Origin of the sequence: Kribbella sp. DT2, assembly GCF_049844575.1 — a bacterium.
Classification (GTDB): domain Bacteria; phylum Actinomycetota; class Actinomycetes; order Propionibacteriales; family Kribbellaceae; genus Kribbella.
In genome coordinates, this window is record NZ_JBNCLH010000011.1 from 199831 (window position 1) to 218049 (window position 18219).

18 protein-coding genes are annotated in these 18219 nt (G+C 69.5%); 5 read left to right on the forward strand and 13 right to left on the reverse strand.

The window, feature by feature from the left end; translation table 11 throughout:
• Window positions 1-51: 51 nt before the first annotated feature.
• Both ACLQ2O_RS36595 and ACLQ2O_RS36600 read right to left on the reverse strand, forming a co-directional pair.
• Entirely contained in the window at window positions 52-1071 is a 1020-nt protein-coding gene (locus ACLQ2O_RS36595; RefSeq protein ID WP_425841496.1) for a hypothetical protein, read from the reverse strand.
• Window positions 1061-1555, reverse strand: coding sequence for a SigE family RNA polymerase sigma factor (locus tag ACLQ2O_RS36600; protein WP_425841499.1), 495 nt, complete (start codon window positions 1553-1555; stop codon window positions 1061-1063). Before ACLQ2O_RS36600 ends, ACLQ2O_RS36595 begins: the two co-directional genes overlap by 11 nt.
• 180 nt (window positions 1556-1735) lie before the next feature.
• On the opposite strand from ACLQ2O_RS36600, the gene ACLQ2O_RS36605 reads away from it, so the two are divergent.
• Together ACLQ2O_RS36605 and ACLQ2O_RS36610 are read left to right on the forward strand one after the other, a co-directional pair.
• Window positions 1736-4993 carry a S8 family serine peptidase gene (locus ACLQ2O_RS36605; RefSeq protein ID WP_425841501.1) on the forward strand — a complete coding sequence of 1086 codons (3258 nt, stop codon included), beginning with the start codon at window positions 1736-1738 and terminating at the stop codon, window positions 4991-4993.
• Between the two features lie 95 nt (window positions 4994-5088).
• The gene (locus ACLQ2O_RS36610; protein WP_425841504.1) at window positions 5089-5619 is read left to right on the forward strand and encodes a MarR family winged helix-turn-helix transcriptional regulator; all 531 of its coding nucleotides are present in this window, start codon (window positions 5089-5091) and stop codon (window positions 5617-5619) included.
• Here ACLQ2O_RS36610 and ACLQ2O_RS36615 read toward each other — a convergent pair whose 3' ends face one another.
• On the reverse strand, window positions 5620-6468 hold the full coding sequence (locus ACLQ2O_RS36615) for an SDR family NAD(P)-dependent oxidoreductase (RefSeq protein WP_425841507.1): 849 nt from the start codon (window positions 6466-6468) through the stop codon (window positions 5620-5622).
• 138 nt (window positions 6469-6606) lie between these two features.
• Between ACLQ2O_RS36615 and ACLQ2O_RS36620 the strand changes: the two genes are divergently transcribed.
• Window positions 6607-6891, forward strand: a complete 285-nt coding sequence (locus ACLQ2O_RS36620; RefSeq protein ID WP_425841510.1) for a helix-hairpin-helix domain-containing protein — start codon at window positions 6607-6609, stop codon at window positions 6889-6891.
• A 51-nt stretch (window positions 6892-6942) separates the two neighbouring features.
• Here the strand turns inward: ACLQ2O_RS36620 and ACLQ2O_RS36625 are convergent, their stop codons facing one another.
• From ACLQ2O_RS36625 to ACLQ2O_RS36640, 4 genes are all read right to left on the reverse strand, one after another.
• Window positions 6943-7680 carry an anti-sigma factor gene (locus ACLQ2O_RS36625; protein WP_425841513.1) on the reverse strand — a complete coding sequence of 246 codons (738 nt, stop codon included), beginning with the start codon at window positions 7678-7680 and terminating at the stop codon, window positions 6943-6945.
• A gap of 8 nt (window positions 7681-7688) precedes the next feature.
• The gene (gene sigK, locus ACLQ2O_RS36630) at window positions 7689-8291 is read right to left on the reverse strand and encodes an ECF RNA polymerase sigma factor SigK (RefSeq protein WP_425841515.1); all 603 of its coding nucleotides are present in this window, start codon (window positions 8289-8291) and stop codon (window positions 7689-7691) included.
• Between the two features lie 88 nt (window positions 8292-8379).
• Window positions 8380-9114 (reverse strand): anti-sigma factor, encoded by a 735-nt coding sequence (locus ACLQ2O_RS36635; RefSeq protein ID WP_425841517.1) that lies wholly within the window; start codon window positions 9112-9114, stop codon window positions 8380-8382.
• Window positions 9115-9239: 125 nt separating this feature from the next.
• Window positions 9240-9914, reverse strand: coding sequence for a fasciclin domain-containing protein (locus ACLQ2O_RS36640; protein WP_425841520.1), 675 nt, complete (start codon window positions 9912-9914; stop codon window positions 9240-9242).
• A gap of 232 nt (window positions 9915-10146) precedes the next feature.
• On the opposite strand from ACLQ2O_RS36640, the gene ACLQ2O_RS36645 reads away from it, so the two are divergent.
• Complete coding sequence (locus ACLQ2O_RS36645; protein ID WP_425841523.1) at window positions 10147-11901, forward strand: cytochrome c biogenesis protein CcdA; 1755 nt, start codon at window positions 10147-10149, stop codon at window positions 11899-11901.
• Window positions 11902-11915: 14 nt separating this feature from the next.
• Here ACLQ2O_RS36645 and ACLQ2O_RS36650 read toward each other — a convergent pair whose 3' ends face one another.
• The 6 genes from ACLQ2O_RS36650 to ACLQ2O_RS36675 form a co-directional block, all read right to left on the reverse strand.
• A complete protein-coding gene (locus tag ACLQ2O_RS36650) occupies window positions 11916-12644 on the reverse strand; it encodes a GAF and ANTAR domain-containing protein (RefSeq protein WP_425841526.1) in 729 nt (242 codons plus the stop codon).
• A 48-nt stretch (window positions 12645-12692) separates the two neighbouring features.
• Window positions 12693-13409, reverse strand: coding sequence for an ANTAR domain-containing protein (locus ACLQ2O_RS36655; protein ID WP_425841529.1), 717 nt, complete (start codon window positions 13407-13409; stop codon window positions 12693-12695).
• Between the two features lie 126 nt (window positions 13410-13535).
• Entirely contained in the window at window positions 13536-13958 is a 423-nt protein-coding gene (locus ACLQ2O_RS36660; RefSeq protein ID WP_425841532.1) for a hypothetical protein, read from the reverse strand.
• Window positions 13959-14127: 169 nt separating this feature from the next.
• Window positions 14128-15114, reverse strand: coding sequence for a ferritin-like domain-containing protein (locus ACLQ2O_RS36665; RefSeq protein ID WP_425841535.1), 987 nt, complete (start codon window positions 15112-15114; stop codon window positions 14128-14130).
• 320 nt (window positions 15115-15434) lie between these two features.
• Window positions 15435-16670: an Nramp family divalent metal transporter gene (locus tag ACLQ2O_RS36670; protein ID WP_425841538.1), complete on the reverse strand. Its 1236-nt coding sequence runs from the start codon at window positions 16668-16670 to the stop codon at window positions 15435-15437.
• A gap of 53 nt (window positions 16671-16723) precedes the next feature.
• On the reverse strand, window positions 16724-17608 hold the full coding sequence (locus ACLQ2O_RS36675; protein WP_425841540.1) for an NAD(P)-dependent oxidoreductase: 885 nt from the start codon (window positions 17606-17608) through the stop codon (window positions 16724-16726).
• Between the two features lie 103 nt (window positions 17609-17711).
• Here ACLQ2O_RS36675 and ACLQ2O_RS36680 point away from each other — a divergent pair, with 103 nt between their 5' ends.
• On the forward strand, window positions 17712-18104 hold the full coding sequence (locus ACLQ2O_RS36680; RefSeq protein WP_425841542.1) for a winged helix-turn-helix transcriptional regulator: 393 nt from the start codon (window positions 17712-17714) through the stop codon (window positions 18102-18104).
• The last annotated feature ends 115 nt before the right edge of the window (window positions 18105-18219 follow it).

An 18219-nucleotide genomic window follows, 5' to 3' on the forward strand; every position in this document is an offset into this window, starting at 1 on the left:
AAACCTGCACACCACAGGGCGCCCGGCAGTCCGGACGCCCCTGCCAAAGCCTTACGGGATGGCGGTTCCCGCGTCGAACCAGGTGCCGGGATCGCTCGGCACGGGTGCGCGGTCGAGGTTCGCGGCGATCTTGTCCAGCTCGGCGCGGCCGTTGGCCAGCGTGGCCGGGACGCTGATGACGAGCTTGAATCCCTTGCCCAGGACAACCAGCTGGGGCCGGCCGTCGGTCACCTCGTACGTCGTGCTCGACGCCGAGGCGAGCGAGGTCACGCTGTACTCGATCCGGATGCCCGGGTCCTTGGCCGCGGTGACGACTCCCTGGACCGGCGCGCCCTTCGACGCGTACACACCGAACCTCTGCGGTACGACGTCCAGGCGCGGCTGCTGCCGGATCGTCGAGACGCCGGTCGGGCGGAACCCGGCCGGGAGGTACTTGACCCGCACCGGGGAAGGCAGTTCGGACCGGCCGAGCGTGGAGCGCCGCGCGATCTCGAGCGACTGGCCGGCGTCGTACTCGAAGGTGGGCTTGGTACACCCGCTGCTGGCCCAGGCGTTCTCGGCGTACGGCCAGACGACCGCGCCCTGCCGTTCGGTGCCGTCGGGGTTCCTGGTCGATCCGTACTGGAAGCCGCGGCTCGTCCCGACGGTGACCGACGTGGCTCCCTTCGGGATCTGCTGTACGTCGAAGCCGCCGGGGCGGTACCGCCTCACGACGCAGCGCGGTTCCGCCCGGCCGGTGTCGATCAGGACGGTGTGGTCCCCGTCGCGGGTGATGCCTTGCGAGCTGTACCGCATCCCCGGCGGCAGGTCGACCGTGATGCCGGTGTACCAGGAGCTCGCCGCCGGCGGCGGTGCCGCTGCCACCGGCGGCGTGGACTGCCGGGCTTGTCCTACCAAGGGGATGGCGACCGCGGCCGCGGCGGTGGCCAGGACGACCCCGGCGACCATCGGCGTTCGGCCGCGTCGTACCGGGCGGCTGGAGGTCGGCAGGTTCGCCAGTACGTCGTCGGGCTGCGGCGCGGAACTCGCGAGCTGGTCGAAGGCATCGCGCAGGTCGTTTTCAGTAGGCATGGTGGGCTCCGGTGAGAGTGGGAGTGAGTTCGACGCGCAAGGTGGCCAGGGCCCGTGACGCGTAGCCACGCACGGTGCCCGCGGAGCAACCGAGCGTCTCGGCGATCTCCTGGTCGGACTGACCGCCGTAGTACCGCAGGACCAGCACCGCCCGCTGCCGAGGAGGCAGCTTGGCCAGTTGCGCGATCAGCTCGTCACGGTCGGCGTGCTGGTGCGCGTGGTCCGGCGCCGTCTCGTCCGGCCGGACCTCCGGCGACGGAACGAACCGCGACCACTTCCGCCGCCAGGACAAGAACTCGTTCACCACCATCCGCCGGACGTACGCGTCGATGCTGTCCGCCTGGCCGACCCGCTCCCACTTCCGATGGGCCTTCAGGAGCGCGTCCTGCACGACGTCCTCCGCGAGGTACGCGCTGCCGCACAGCACCGTCGCGAACCGTAACAACGCCGGCAGACCCCGCTGGGTCCATTCGTCGAAGGTCAAAGGAGCACTCCCTGGTCCGAGGCCGGCGGAACGCGGCCTGTCTTCCTAGAGACGGCACGAACCCCCGATCTGTTGTGCGGCGCCCGGCCCAGCACAACAGATCACGGGGTTGGTGCAGTCATCCCTCGGAGGCTCCGGTGGCGGAGCTTCTCCAGAGGAGGCATTGTGAGGTTGAGATCGTTGACTGGACTCCGGTGGGGTATGGCCGGGGTGCTGGTCCTGGGGCTGGGTGTCGTCGGTCCTGGGGCTGCTGCCGCTCAGGAAGAAGCGGGGCGCGACAAGGGCAGGGCCGTTTCCGTGACCCTGATCACCGGAGATCGGGTCACCGTACGCGGGGGTGACGAGGAGCTGGTGTCCGTCGAGCCGGGGCCGGGTCGGCGGCAGGTGAAATTTCGGACCGCCAGGTCCGACGAAGGGCTCAGCGTGGTGCCGGCCGACCAGGAGCAGGCACTCGGCAGTGGGCTGCTCGATCCGAGGTTGTTCAGCGTCACCACGCTGGCCGCCGGCGGGCTGGACGACGTGACGAGCGACGAGATCCCGTTGCTGGTCACGTACCAGGCCAGCGCTCCCCGTGCCGCGCTCGCAGGTGCGAAGGTGGTCCGGGAGCTTCCCGTGATCAACGGTTCCGCCGTACGGGTGGCGAAGTCGAAGGCCGCGGCCTTCACCGCTCAACGCAACCGCGGGGTCGCCAAGATCTGGCTGGACGGCCGGCGCAAGATCTCGCTCGACCGCAGCGTCGCGCAGATCGGTGCTCCCGCGGCCTGGCAGGCCGGCTACACGGGGAAGAACGTCCGGGTGGCCGTCCTGGACACCGGGGTCGACGCGACGCATCCTGACCTGGCCGGCCAGGTGGCAGCAGCCCGGAACTTCACCTCGGAGGCGGCCGACGACCTCGTCGGTCACGGCACGCACGTCGCCTCCACCATCGCCGGGACGGGCGCCGGGTACCGCGGCGTCGCGCCGGACGCGAAGGTCCTCGACGCCAAGGTCTGCGGAGTGGAGTTCTGCAGCGAGTCGGCGATCATCGCCGGGATGGAGTGGGCCGCCAGGGAACAGCGGGCCCAGGTGATCAACGTCAGCCTCGGCGGCCCCGACGACCCGGGGATCGATCCGGTCGAAGCCACCGTCGGCACGCTCACCGCCGAGACCGGTGCACTGTTTGTCGTTGCCGCAGGCAACGCTGGACCGGAGGCCCGGACCGTTGACTCACCCGGGAGCGCGGACGCGGCGCTGACCGTCGGCGCGACGGATCGCTCCGACCGGACCGCGATCTTCTCCAGCCGCGGCCCGCGGGTCGGCGACGGCGGGATCAAGCCCGACCTCAGCGCTCCGGGGGTCGGCATCGTCGCGGCGCGAGCCGCCAAGGCGATCATCGGTACGCCGGTCGGCGACCGCTACCTCCAGCTGTCCGGTACGTCGATGGCAGCACCCCACGTGGCAGGAGCTGCCGCCTTGCTGGCCGAGCAGCACACCGCGTGGCGCGCCGCCGAGCTCAAAGGGGCCCTGACCGCGTCCGCCGAGCCGAGCGGCAGCGTCTTCGAGCAGGGGTCGGGCCGGGTGGACGTCGCCCGGGCGATCACGAGCGATCTCAGCTCCGTCCCCACCTCCCTGTCCTTCGGTGCGACGCCGCCACCACCGGCCGCCGAGCCGCTGGTCCGCGAGCTCACCTACCGGAATCCGGGCAGTACCGCGATCACCCTCGACCTGACGGGATCCCTCGCGGGCCCGGACGGCGGCGCGCCACGAGCCGTACGGTTCGGCTCCCCGCGGGTCACCGTTCCCGCGGGTGGTTCGGCGACGGTCGAGGTGATCGTCGACACCGACTTCGACGGCCCGGCCGGCCACTACACCGGGCGCGTCACGGCGACCTCGGGGACGACCAGGGTGATCACGCCGATCGCGATGACGAAGACCGGAAGGATGCATGTGCTGACCGTGAAGCACCTCGGTCCGGACGGGGCGCCGATCGCCGGGCAGACGGGCGTCCACGGGCCGACCGGCATGGATCACACCTGGATCCGCGGTTCCGAGACCAGCGTGCGACTGGCGGAGGGTGAGTACGTTCTCGACGGCCTCATCTCGATCCACCGCACGGGCCTGTCCTACGACCGGTACGAGCTGGTCGACCCGAGTTTCGTCCTCGACCGCGACACCACGGTGGTCGTCGACGCGCGGCAGGCCAAGCCGGTCGGTACGAAGCTGCCGAGGGCAGAGGTCGCACCGATCTCGGCGCACGTCGGCTGGGTGTACGCCTTCGCGGAGGGCGGCGGCTTCAGCGGAGGCGTCGCGAACTTCGAGGCCACGGACGGGTTCGACGGGATCCACGTCGGCCGCCTGGGTGACGCCGAGGAGGACCCCCTGTTCTCGGCGACCGTGTCCTCGCAGTGGGCGGTACCTGGCACCGACGGCAGCTTCAACAACTCCCCTGTCTTCTACGGTCTGGTGCAGCGACGGACGGGCAGCTTCTGGGACGGGTACCAGCGGACGGTCAAGGACAGCGAGCTGGCGAAGGTCATCACCCAGCAGAACGGCCGGGCCGGTCAGCAGGTGTTCCGGATGATGTTCGGGCTGCTGCCGGGGATGAGCAGTGGAGTCGGCGCCGAAGCGCCGTTCGACCTTCCGAGCACGAGCACGGCGTACGTCGAGGCGGAGGCCCGATGGCCGGTCATCGTCGAGCAGGTGGTGCCGGACCCGGACCCGGAAGCCCCGTGGCCGTCCGTCGTGAGCAGATGGTACGGCGACGACCAGATCACCTACCGCAGCGGCAAGACCTACCGGGAACGGTGGAACGCGGCCGCTTTCGGGCCGTTGTTCACCCGGGCCTCACCGGCGACGCGGACCGGGAACCGGCTGGAGATCTTCGGGTTCGCCTTCGCGGACCAGGACGGCCACGGCATCGACTCGATGACCGACACCGCGCAGACCGAGCTCTACCGCGACGGTGAGCTGATCAGCCGGTCCGACGACGTGCTCGCGGTCGCCGCCACGGCACCGTCGCAGCCTGCCTGGTTCGAGCTGAGGTCGAAGGGCACCAGACCGCCGTCGACCGGAGATCTCACCCCGGAGTTCGACGCACGCTGGACCTTCCGGTCCCAGGACACCGGCGACCAGACCGTCCAACTGCCGTTGCCGACCGTGCGCTACCGCCCCGCGGTCGACGCCACCAACCAGGTACGCCGTACGCCGGTCAGCAAGCTGCCCTTGGAGTTCGTGACCTCCCAAGGGCCGGTCGACCCCAAGAAGGTCGAGCTCCAGGTGTCCGGCGACGACGGCAGGTCCTGGCAGCCCGCCAAGGTGGTCAGGTCCGGCCGATCGTTCGTGGCCGTCTTCCGCACACCGCCCGGCGCGACCTCCGTCTCCTTGAAGGTCAAGGCGACAGCGGCGGACCAGAGCACGGCCGAGCTCAGCACCATCCGCGCCTACGGCCTGAAGAACTGACCTGAGGAGTGGGCGCACCCGAGTGCTCGTTTGGTGTCTGGAGGGACAGCAAGCGTGCACTCGGGCGGCCGGAGGGACTTCGCTAGGCTGCGGGCATGGTCGGATCTGTGGAGCCTGCCGAGCGCAGGGTGCGGGAGGCTCGGGACTTTCCCTATCGGTCCGAGTTGCTGGCCAGTCTCAGCGCGCTGATTCTGCTGTGGGAGTCGCCGGGGTTGCAGAGTGAGATCCTGACTTCGAGCGGGGAGCCGATCGATCAGCCCGCGCACTCGGCGTTGCGGCACCTGGCCGCGGGGCAGCCGATGCGGCCGAGTGACCTTGCCGAGGTGATGGGCACCGGCGCGTCCAACATCAGCAAGATCCTCAAGCGGCTGGAGGCCGAGAACCTCGTCGTTCGGGACACCGATCCGGGCGACACCCGGTCCACGGTGATCACGTTGACCGACGAAGGAGTTGCCGCCGCGCGGCACATCTACGAGCTCGGCGACGACATGATCGCGCAGGTGCTGAGCGGCTGGACGGCGCGGGACATCGCCCGGTACACCGACCTCACGAAACGCTTCGTCGCCGACGCGATCAGCGCCGCCGGCGACATGCGTCGCGAGGGCCTCAGACGCCGTACGGACTAGTCACTGCGTGCTCGGTACGGCGAAGTCGGCGCTGCGGGACAGGGATTCGTTGGCGCGGATGTCTTCGAGGGTTGCCTGCAGCGTGTCGACGACCGCGTCGAAACCGCCGCCGCCGAGGACCAATCGGTGCGGTGGCGGGTCCTGCTCCATCGCTCGCAGGACGGCCTGGACACCCTTGGCCGGGTCGCCCGGCTGGTTGCCGTCCTGGTCGATCATCGTCTTCCGGACCGCCTCGAGCTGCGGCAGGTAGGCGTCGACGGTCTCCTGCACCGGTTCGTCCGCGAAGCCCGCGTACGCGTGGGTGCGGAAGGCGCCCGGTTCGACGGCGAGCACCTTGACGCCGAACTCGGCGACCTCTTCGCGCAGCACCTCGGTCAGGCCTTCGAGCGCGAACTTCGCCGCCGAGTAGAACCCGAAGCCGCCGGTACCCCGCAGGCCGGCCACCGACGACATGTTGACGACCCAGCCGTTGCCGCGGGCACGCATCCCCGGCAGGACCGCACGGGTCACCGCGAGGACGGCGAAGAAGTTCAGCTCCAGCACCCGCCGTACGTCGTCCAGCGGCATCCCCTCGACCGATCCGTACCAGCCCCGGCCGGCGTTGTTGACCAGGACGTCGATCCCGCCGAACCGCTCCTCGGCCGCCGCGACCGCGGCCAGGACGCCGTCCGCATCCGTGACGTCGAGCGCCACAACCAGCACGTTGTCGCCGTACCCGGCGGCCCAGTCCGACAACTCCGCAGGTCGCCGCGAGGTGATCGCCACCCGGTCGCCCCGCGCCAGCACCGCCTCCGCGAACACCAGCCCGAAACCACCCGGAGTTCCACCGGTGATGAACCAGGTCCTCATGTCACTCTCCACAGCTCGGAAATACTGTCCGTACGGACACCATAACGTGTCCTCAGCGACACGATATTCCATCGCTGAGCGACAAGATGTCCGAAACTTGGTAGACCCCGGTCGCCGACCCGCGCTGAGATGGCGGACATGGACACATCGCACCCCGAGGCCCGCGACCTCCAGACCCTGGCGAACGTCGGGCCGGCTGTCCGGCGCCGCTTCGAACGGCTCGGACTCACCCAGGTCGGTCAGCTCGCCGGACGCGACCCGTTCGAGCTCTTCGAGCAGATGTGCGCGACCGAAGGCCGCGCCGAGGACCCGTGCCTGCTCGACACGCTCATGTCGGCCGTCGACCAGGCCAACGGCGCCCCCGCCCAGCCGTGGTGGCACTACACCGAGGAACGCAAACGGCTCCTCGCCGAACCGCGCTAATGCCCCGCGTCGGAAGTTGCGTCAGCGATAGCGGCGCGGGGCACCAGAACCTCAGGCCATCGGGATGATCACGGCAGCGGGCATCGTCGGCTTGGCCGACCCGCCCTCAGGCTCGACGGTCAGCCCGAACGCGGCCTTGCCCGCGACCCCACCCGCGACGAGCTTCGTCTGCGGACGGGCATCGTCTCCAGCCGCCAGACCGATGGAGTGGGCCGTGCTCGAGCTGTCGATGAGCCAGAGCTGATAGGTCTGCCGCGACGGCAGATCAGGCAAACCATCCAGTACGACGGCCGCAGCGTCCCTGCGAGCCGACGCGACAACGGTCGCCCGCCCGCCGCCAGAGACCGCACCGCGCACCGTACGGGCGTCGGGTTCGGCCAGCAGCGCTGCGAGCTGGTCTCCTGCTTCACGCACCGCCGTGTTGTCGCGGTACTGGTCGATGGCGATCCCACCACTGGCAGCCACCGCCAGAGCGGCCGCGGCCAGCGCGAGCGCGGACCGCCGGCTGAAGCGCCGATGAGGACTGAAACGTCGATGAGGGCTGGGGGCAACTACCGTGGACTCCTGCGGCACCTGGCCGATCGCCGTCATCACATCGGCCTTGAGCCGCGCCGGCGGCGCCGCGGCGACCTCGACCGACAGTTTGCCGACGGCCTCGCGGAACCCGTCGACCTCCGTGGTGCACTCGGCACAGCCGGCGAGATGCTGCTCGAAGGCGGCGCGCTCCTCCGCGGACAGGGAGTCGAGGACGTACGGCCCCGTCAGGGTGTGGAGCTCAGCTTCGGTCATTGGCTTCCTCACTCGCCTGCGGTGCCGAGACAGTCCCGCAGCCGGACCAGTCCGTCGCGCATTCTCGCCTTGACGGTCGGCAGCTTGGCCTCCAGCAGGACCGCCACCTCGGAGTAAGTGTGCCCGCCGTAGTAGGCCAGCGTGATCGACTCCCGCTGCAGCTCGGTCAGCGAACCGAGGCAACGGCGTACCCGCTCGGCCTCGAGCTGACCGATGACGCTGTCGGTGACCTGGTCGAAGTCGACGTCGATCGCCTGGGTACCGACCACGAGATCGCGGTTCACGGAAGCTTGTTCGGCGCGAACCCGGTCGATCGCTCGCCGGTGCGCCATCGTCATGATCCACGAGATCGCCGAGCCGCGAGTGCTGTCGTAGCGGGAGGCGAGGCGCCAGACCTCGATCATCACCTCCTGGGTGACCTCCTCGGACTGCATCGGGTCGCGGAGCACCCGGCGTACCATCCCGAAGACCCGCGGGCTGACCCGGTCGAACAGTTCCGAGTACGCCGCGGTGTCGCCGCGCGCGACCCGCTCCATCAGGTCACGCTCAGGCTCGACCGTCACCGGAGAGGTCGCGTCCTCGCGCCAGGGCGATGCCACGGGCTCGGTCACAGTCAGTCCTCTACTCGGCACGATGTGCGGTGTCCGAGTTGTATCACGCACCTCGTCCGCCGGTGCGCCGCGCCCGTCCGAAGCTGGGTCAGGGAAGGTCCAGGTGGACGGCGGGTTCGAGGCCGCCCGCCGGCGGCAACGTCGGGTGGTCCGACCCGCCGCGCGGTTCGACCGTGACCGCGAAGTCGGTCTGACCGGACACTCCCCCGGTGACGATCGTGGGCCGGGTGGACCCGCCGCTGGTGAGGCCGATGGAGCGCGCGGTGTTCGCGTCGTCGACGAGCCACAACTGATAGGTCCGGCCGTGGTCCAGAGGCGGCAGATCACGGAGCAGTACGACGGCCGCGTCGCGGCTGCTGGACACCATCAGCGTGGCCTGACCTCCGCCGGTCACGGCACCGCGAACGGTCCGGGTATCGGGCTCCGCGAGGATGGAGGCCGCCTGCGCACTCACCGCGGTGGTCTCCGCGTTCGAACGGTACTGGTCGATCGCCACGCCACCGCTCGCCGCGACGGCCACGAGCGCGGCGGCCAGGGTCAGTGCCCGCCGCAGCGGCCGACGGGCGACGGGCGCCTCCACCCGCGGTACCGGAAAGAGCTGCCGGGTCTGGTTCGCCATCGTCAGCACCCTCGGCTTCAGCTCTGACGGTGGCGCCAGGGCGACGCTCCTGCTGAGCCGTGTCACGGCTTCGCGAAGGTCCATCAGCTCGATGCTGCAGGCGGCACAACGGGCGAGGTGCCGCTCGAAGGCGATGCGTTCGTCGTCGGTCGCCGCGTCCAGGACGTAGGGCCCGGTCAGATCGTGGATGTCTGGAGTGGTCATGGCTGTCGCTTCCTTGGCGCCGTAGCGGTCGGAAACTGGATCGTGCGACCGATGGTGAGGACGTCCGGAGTTGGAGCGGTGGCGCCTCCCCGCGGCAGGGAGACGCCACCGATGAAGCTGGTTGGTCAGGCCGCCGGGGGCATCAGGACGGTGTCGATCAGGTAGACGGTCGCGTTGGCCGTCTTCACACCGCCGCAGATCACGTTGGCGTTGTTGACCTTCAGGTTCTGACCCGAGCCGGTCACGGTCAGCTCCTGCTTCTCGGCGGTCGCGTGCTTGCCGACGACCGCGGTCGCGTCGAGCTGGCCCGGGACCACGTGGTAGGTCAGGATCTTGGTCAGCAGCGCGCTGTCGGTCTTCAGCGTGTTGATCGTCGCGGCCGGGATCTTCGCGAACGCGGAGTCGACCGGCGCGAACACGGTGAACTCGTCGCTGTTCAGCGTCGAGACCAGGTTGACCTTCGGGTTCAGCTGACCCGACACCGAAGCGACCAGCGTCTTCAGCAGCGGGTTACCCGCAGCAGCCGAAGCGACCGGCGCGGCAGCCATACCGTCGATCGAACCAGCGCCGGTGGCGTTGGCCTTCGCGTAATCGGCGCAGCCCGGGCCGACCAGACCGGACATGTTGTCAGCCGACGGCGACATGCTCGGCTCGGTCGAGGTGGAGGTGGAGGTGGAGGCCGACGGCGTGCTACCGCTACCGCTGTCGGCGTTGTCGTCGCCACCGCCACAGGCAGCCGTTGCGAAGAGCAACGAAACGGCGGCGGCCGAGATGGTGACGCGCTTCAGGGTGTTCGACATGGTGGAACTCTCTTTCACTGAAAGGGAAGCCAGAGCCGCCTTCTGCGACCTGCAGCAGACATCGGTACTTCGGCGCCCGCGGCAGGCCGGATGGGTACGGCGGGAAACTTTTCTTCCCCACCGCGGTAAGAGCGCCGTAAGCCGCCGACTCCGGTGGTCGCCCATCCGGGCACGGCCCGTGGATCGAACAGGAGGTGACCCTGCCGAACCCCTTGGAGTTGGAGAAACCCCTATGTTGACGCTTGCCTTGATCGGGCTGCTGGGTGGGCTGATCACCGGAGTCTCTCCGTGCGTCCTGCCGATGCTCCCGATCATCTTCTTCGCGGGAACGAACACCAAGCCCGCCACCGCTCCCGCACGCAAGACCGCCGACGACGGGGATGTTCTGGTCGAGGAGGTCGAGGTCGGGAAACCGCCGCGGGACTACCGGCCGCTCAAGATCATCGCCGGGATCGTCGTCAGCTTCAGTCTCTTCACGCTGGCCGGCTCCGTCATCCTGTCCGCGCTCGGACTGCCCGACGACTTCCTGCGCTGGGGCGGCCTCACCATCCTCACCCTGGTCGGCCTCGGGCTGATCTTCCCCGCGCTCGGCCACTGGATCGAGAAGCCGTTCTACCGGCTGCCCAAGATCAACAAGAACAACAGCGGGCCGTTCGTGCTCGGGCTTGGTCTGGGCACACTGTACGTCCCCTGCGCGGGTCCGGTCCTGGCCGCGATCACCGTGGCCGGTGCCACCGGCAACGTCGGCTGGCGGACCGTCGTACTGACCGTGACGTTCGCCATCGGTGCGGCGCTGCCGCTGCTGATCTTCGCCTCGGCCGGATCGCGGATCTCCCAGCGGGTGAAGGCCTACCGCGACCACGCCCGCGGCTTCCGGATCGCCGGCGGTGCCGTGATGATCGCGCTGGCCGTGGCGCTCGCCTTCAACATCACCGACGTGATCCAGCGGTCGCTGCCCAGCTACACCAGCGGCCTGGAGAAGAAGGTCGCCGAGAACAAGACCGTGCAAGGAGCGCTCGCGCCGGCTCTCGGTGCGGGTGGTGAGGAGCTGGCCAAATGCACGCCTGGGGCGGCCGAGCTCGCTTCCTGCGGTACGGCGCCCGCCTTCACCGGTACGCAGCAGTGGTTCAACAGCCCGCCCGTCACGCTGTCGGGCCTGAAGGGCAAGGTCGTACTGGTCGACTTCTGGGCCTACTCCTGCATCAACTGCCAGCGCGCGACGCCGCACCTGCTGGCCTGGAACAACGCCTACAAGTCGCTCGGGCTCGAGATCGTCGGCGTGCACTCGCCGGAGTTCGCGTTCGAGAAGTCGGCCGGGAACGTGCAGGCCGCGATCCGCAAGGAGAAGATCAGCTACCCCGTCGTCCAGGACAACAACCTGGCCACGTGGACGGCCTACCGGAACCAGTACTGGCCGGCCAAGTACCTGATCGATGCCGAAGGCACCGTTCGGTCGATCAAGTTCGGCGAGGGATCGTACGACCAGACCGAGAACCAGATCCGCGAACTGCTCACCGCGGCCAACCCCGAGGTGAAGCTCCCTGCGCCGGTCGATGGCACAGTGAAGGCCGACACGCCCGGCGGCGACGGTACGACGCCTGAGACGTACCTCGCCTACTCCCGCTCGACCAACTTCCAGGGCACCGGCAAGCTCGTCCCCCGCAAGACGCCGACCGCGTTCGGCCTCAACGCGACGCAGCCCGACGACACCTACAGCCTCGGCGGCAACTGGCTGGTCGGTTCCCAGAACGTCACGTCCGCCAAGGGATCCCAGGCCCGCTTGAACTTCCAGGCCGCGAAGGTCTACCACGTCCTGTCCGGCAACGGCACGGTGACGGTCTCGATTCCGGGCGAGCCGGACACGACGATCAAGGTCAGCGGTACGCCGAACGCCTACCAACTCGTCGACCAGCCGGCCGCCGAGCGCAAGACCATGACCCTGACCTACGGCCCGGGCGTCTCCGCCTTCACCTTCAGCTTCGGCTGAGCCGCCGCCGGGGGCTAGTGACTGGTGGTTCGCAGTTCGGCGGCGTCGATCGTTCCCGCGATCACGGCTTCGGCGACGCCGCCGAGCGGTTGCCGGGTACGGCGGGCGTAGGCGCGCATCGAGCCGAACGCCTCGTCGACGCCGACGCCGGCCCGCTCGGACAGGACGCCTTTGGCCTGCTCCAGCAGGATTCGGCTGTTGAGAGCGCCTTGCAGCTGCTCGGCCAGCACCTCGCCGTGGCGGACGGCGCGTTCCTGGAGCAGTCCCACTGTGGCGACGTCGCACAGCGCCTGGCCAACGGCGACGTCACGGCTGCTGAGCACGGCGCGCTCGACGCAGAACAGGTTCAGTACGCCGATGACCTCCCCGCGCAGCCGCATCGGCAAGGCGTGGGTGGAGCGGTAGCCCAGTGCGACAGTCGCCGCGTGGAACCTGGGCCAGCGCTCCTGCGCCTCGTCGAGGTCGATGTTCACCATCTGCTGCCCGGTGGAGAAGCAGTCCAGACAAGGGCCCTCGTCGTTCTGCAGGCCGAACAGTTCCAGCACCCGGGCTTCTTCGGTGGTGGAGGCCATCACCTGCAACGCGCTGCGCTGGTCGGCCAGGATGAGGCCCGCGGCGTCGGCCTGCAGCAGCTCGACGCTGCGCTCGCACAACGTGTGGAGAAGGTCGAGGACGTCGAAGTCGTCGACGAGCGTGTCCGCGAGCTCCACGAACACCTCGGCGAGACGCTGTTCTCTGCTCATACCGTGCTGCCTTTCCGGACCTGACGACGCCCTGCGGAAGAGGTGGATTCATTCATGGTGACCGTCCTCGGGGTAGAAGGTCACCCGCCGAGCGACCACGTCCTGTGCGAGTTCGAGCAGTTGTCGCTGCTCGGCGTAAGCGCGGGCGCGCAGCAGCAGCAGCGCGTCGTTGAGACCGGCCGAGGCCTGGACACTGATGATTCCGGTGGCCTGGTGGATCTCCCTGCGGCCGTCAGCAGCGTCGGCGAGCTCCTGATGCAACTCACCGGGCGCCGCCGAGTACTGAAGGTCGAGCAGGATGGTCGTGGCAGCGCTCGCGTGGTCGAGCGCCTCGGCGAGCTGAAGCGTGTCCAGCGCGCCGGGTGTGTCGCGGTACAGGTCGAGGACTCCGAGGCGGATCGCGCCGACCTGCAGCGGAAAGGCGAAGATCGCCGCGATCCCGGCGGCTGTGGCGGCGGAGGTGAAACCTGGCCATCTCGCCATCGCCTGAGCAAGATCGGGCTGCAGCACCGGACGCCGGTCGTCGAACGCGTTCAGGCAAGGACCTTCGCCCGTCGTCTGCTGCAGGTCCTCCATGACCGCCGCGGGCCCGTCGGTGACCGCGAGCGTCCCGCCATGACCCTTCACGGTCATCAGGGCGACTCCGGCACCGGTGACCGGCACCGCCGCGGTTGCGGACGCACACAACCTGTCCCACACCGTCCAGCCCGGCTCGAGAGGGTCCGGATGGTCGAAGGCGAGCACGTCCGTCAAGATCTGCCGCACGCGGAGCGACCCCACTGCCTCACACCCGATCTCATCAGGCCGAGCAGTTCGGACATCGTCTCCACCCTCTCCGACCGGCACGCTCCGCTGGAGCGCCACCGGCTCCAGAGTAGCGTCGGGTCGCGTTCAGGCGAGGTTTCGCAGGCCGGCACGCAGCAGAGCCGCCGCTGCCTGCTGCGACACCCCGAGCAGCTCCGCGAGATCACCGAGTGAGTGGTCGCCGTGGTGCGCCAGGCAGACCGCTGCCCGTTGCTGACGATCGGCCTCGGGCGGCGAGACGGTCGAGGAGCCTTGTGGCGGGCGCTGGGAGTACAGGTACACCGAGCGTGCGAGTTCGCGCCTTGACCTGTGCGCTCCGCGCAGCTCGCCTGCCTCGACGAGGACCCTGACCACCGCCTCCTCCGCGCGGACCGGATCGTCCGTCATCGCGAGGGCGACGGTGAAGAGCGCGGCTCCGTGGCGATCGCACAGTGCGCCGAGCAGCTCAGGGTCCTTGACGGCCGTCGCGCGCCTGGCTGATCGACGGCGTGAGATGAGTGTTCCGGACATGACGTCAACCCCTCTTGCGCAGCACTCCGTGCAGCGCCGCCGGGGGCTGGGGCAGCAACTGGTCCTGTCCACGACCTTACCCGTTCCGTGCTGTGCCGTCCGGCGGTGACGTCCTCAGTGACGTCACCGCCGTCCCGCGACTACCGGCAGGCTGCCGGATCAGCGATGCTCAGCCGTTGGCGCGGCTGGTGTTGATCTCGCCGTTGACCCCGGCCGGGAAGAAGCCACCCTTGGTGGCCTTCTTCGGGGTCAGGTACACGACGTTCAGGACCTGGTCGGCGCCCCGGCTGAACGCGATGCCGTTCGCGTCGGTCGGGACGATGTTCGTCTTGCCCTTGTAGTTCACGCCCTGGTCCAGGTCGGACTTGCCATCGAGGCTGTCCCGGGCCGCGGAGATCGCGACCGACGGAACTTCGAGGCCCGCGGCAACGAGGCTCGTGCGGATGTTGGCCGCGTGGTACGCCTCGACCGCGAGGATCCCCGCGGCGGCCTCGAGGTAGGTCTTGTTGGTGATCAGCGGTGCGGCGCCCTTGTACGCCGTGACGCCGACGTCCTCGAAGACGTACGCCGCGAGCAGGAAGTTGTTCTCGTTGGCGTAGGCGTCGAACTTCTGACCGGGCTTGATCAGGCCGGCCGCGGTCGCCGCGGCGGTGAAGGCCGCGTCGATGTCGATCGCCGGCCGCGCGACGGCCGCCGCACCGAGTGCCTTGCGCAGGAAGCGGACGTGAGCGAGCTCGTCGGCCGCGATCTCCTCGGCGTACGCCTTGACCGCCTTGGTCTTGAACGAGACCTTCCGGCCGCCGCGGACGGCGCCCGGCTTGCCCTTGCCGAGCACCTCGGTGGCCGCCAGGCCGTACCCGCGCACGGCGCGCAGGTAGAACTCGGCCTCCAGGTACTCCAGGTTCAGCGCGAAGTTGAGCACCGCCCCGTCGCTCGGCTGACCGCTCGGGTGGTGCTTGTCGCCGAGGCCCAGGTCGAGACCGAGCGGTCCCGAGTCGGCAGCAGCCGGGTTGAGAACGCCGCTGGCCAGCAGCCCGCCGCCGGCCAGGCCGGCGCCGACGGTGGTGACGCCCGCGGCCCGCAGGAACTTGCGGCGGTCGACGCCGTTCTCGGCACTGCGGTCGATGGCGTTACGAATGAAAAGCTTGTCGAACATACGCGGAGACTCTCCGATGTTCCGGTGCGCCCGGCCAAACCGCCGGGCAGTGGATTGACGATCCGTCAAGACCAACGAGCCAGTTGCCCCGGAGTGACAGATTTCCGGCAGAAGGTGCCCTCCGCGCAGAGGGCACCTCCTGCCGGCCGGACCAGGGCGGCGTCACCGCGGGAGACGTCGCTTCCCCGGCCCGGCTGATGCCCTCCACGGGGATCGTCAGTACCGCGGCGGCATCAGCTCGGCGCCGGCCCGGAACCGGACCGACGCCAGTGCTTCGAACGACAGCCCGTCGCGGATGGGTCAGGACCGGGACTTTCTCGTCAGCCCCGTAGCGTCAGCACGATCAGTACGACGTTCAGCACGGTGATCGCGCTCGCGACCAGCACCGCCAGCACGGTGGTCCCGAGCTTGTTGACGAGTTCACCCATCAGCTTCCGCGACGCGGTGAGCTTCACCAGCGGCCACAGCGCGCACGGGATCCCGAAGCTCAGCACGACCTGCGAAACGACCAGCGCGCGGCTCGGATCGATCCCGATCGCGAGAACGATCAGGGCGGGCAGCAGCGTGATCAGCCGCCGTACGGCGAGCGGGACGTGCTTTTGCCAGAACCCTTCCAGGATGACCGATCCGGCGTAGGTCCCGACCGAGGACGACGCGAACCCGCTGGCCAGCAGCGCGAGCGCGAACAGCAACGCCGGCAACTGTCCGAGCCGGTCCCCGAGCGCGGCGTGCGCGGCGTCGAGGGTTTCGGCCCCCGCACCGCCCAACGCAGCCGCTGCCACGACGACCATCGCCAGGTTCACCGCGCCGGCCAGCGCCATCGCGACCGCCACGTCGACGCGGGTGGCCCGCAGTACGCGGTTCTTCCCCGAAGCCGAGCGGATCGACTTCCAGTGGCGATCGGTGACCAGTGCCCCGTGCAACCAGATCGCATGCGGCATGACCGTTGCCCCGAGCATCCCCGCCGCAAGGACCAGCGACTGCGTCCCGTCCAGCCGGGGAATCAGACCGTTCACCACACCGGACCCTGACGGCTCAGCCCGGATGGTGGACACGATGAAGCCGATCAGCACTACCGCCAGCAGCCCGATGATCACTGCCTCGAAGCGCCGCTGCCCCCGCTTCGACTGATAGATCAGCAACGCGAACGAGACCGCGCCGGTGATCACGCCACCCAGCAGCAGCGGTACGCCGAACAGCAGGTTCAGCGCGATCGCCCCACCGACCACCTCGGCCAGGTCGGTCGCCACGGCCACCAGCTCGGCCTGGGCCCACAACCCGCGTGACGTGGCGGGCCGGAAATGCTCCCGGCACAGCTGCGGCAACGTCTTCCCGGTCGCGATGCTCGCCTTCGCCGCGAGGTACTGCACCAGCACGGCCATCAGGTTCGCCCCGACGACCACCCAGCACAGCAGGTACCCGTACGTCGCTCCCGCGGCGATGTTCGTCGCGAAATTCCCCGGGTCCACGTACGCGACGGCCGCCACGAACGCAGGACCGAGCAGCAACAGACCCGATCGGTTCAACTGCCGACGAAGCGGCGCCGGTGCGTACATGAAGGAATGTTCGGAGCCCACCCGTCACCAGATGGGTGGGCGGTGGGTGAGGATCAGCGGGGGTTCCGGATGCCGTCGATGATCCGGGTCCAGTTGTCGCTGCCGTGGCCGTCCTCGATCGCGCGGCGGTAGTGGGCCTGGACCGCCCGCGGGAGCACCAGGTCGATGCCGGCCGCCTCGCTCGCGCCGACGATGTGGTCGGCGGTCGCGCCCATCATCGTGATCGTGCTCAGGTCGCCGGGGTGCTTGCCCGCGTCGATGTCCGTCCCGGGGGTCTCGCTGCCGACTTCCATGATCGCCGGCGTCCCGCGGACGGTCTCGAGCAGCTCCGGCAGCACCTCGGCCGCGGACAGGCCCGCCGTACCGAGCAGTGCGGTCGCGTGCATCAGCGACGACAGCGTGGTCAGGAAGACGTCGAGCTGAGCCTGGTACATCAGCTGCGCCAGCTGCGGGTCCTCGCCCAGGAATCGCGGAGCGCCGATCACGGTCAGCGCGGTCCGGTGCTGCTCGAAGACCTCGGTGGGGCCGCTGTAGTAGACGTACGCCTCCGCCGTACCGACCATCGGCGCCGGGTTCATCACCCCGCCGGTCAGGAAGGTCGCGCCGTGCCCGGCGGCCCAGTCGGCCGCCTTCTGGGTGCGTTCCGGGGTGTCGGAGCTGAGGTTGACGACGGTACGGCCGGCGAGCGAAGCGGTCGCCGGCTCGAGTACGTCGTACATGGCCTGGTAGTCGGTGAGGCTCAGGATCACCAGCTCGCTCGCCTCGACGGCTTCGGCCGGGGTCGCGGCCAGGACGGCGCCGTCGGCCACGACGCCGGCGGCGCGGGCGGGGGTCCGGTTCCAGACGGTCACCGGGCGTCCGGCCGCGAGCAGCGTACGGACCATCGCCTGTCCCATCGGGCCGAGACCGATGAGCGTGACGGGAGTGCGGTCGGGCATGAGGCTCCTCTTTCGGTGGAACGTGGTTGTCGCCTCCATGCTGGGTCGTGGCCTAGAGTTCGGGAAGTACCCACTATTTACTGCGATACTTACCTTTTGGTTAGTGAGGACGGCGATGGCGAAGTCGGCGCGGCTGGGCCCGTACATCTGCGGTATCGACGCGGCGCTCGACGTCGTCAGCGGCAAGTGGAAAGGCCTGATCCTCTGGGAGCTCGACGAGCACGGCATCCGCCGGTTCGCCGAGCTGCGGCGTGGACTGCCCGGCGTCAGCGAGAAGATGCTGACCCAGCACCTGCGCGAGATGGAGGTGGACGGCCTCGTCGTCCGGACCGTGTACGCCGAGGTGCCGCCGCGCGTGGAGTACTCGCTGACCGACGACGGCCGCGCCCTCAACGCGGCCCTCGCCCCGCTCGGCAAGTGGGGCTCGAGCCGCATCCGCAGCCGGCAGATCCCGATGGTCGACCACCAGGACGCCGCGGCGATGCCCCGCCCCTGAGGGCTACCGAATCGAACGCACCACCCGGGCCGGCGATCCGACGGCCGGCGTGCCGGCCGGAACGTCGCGAGTGAGGACCGCGCCGGCTCCGACCACCGAGTCCTCCCCGACCGGG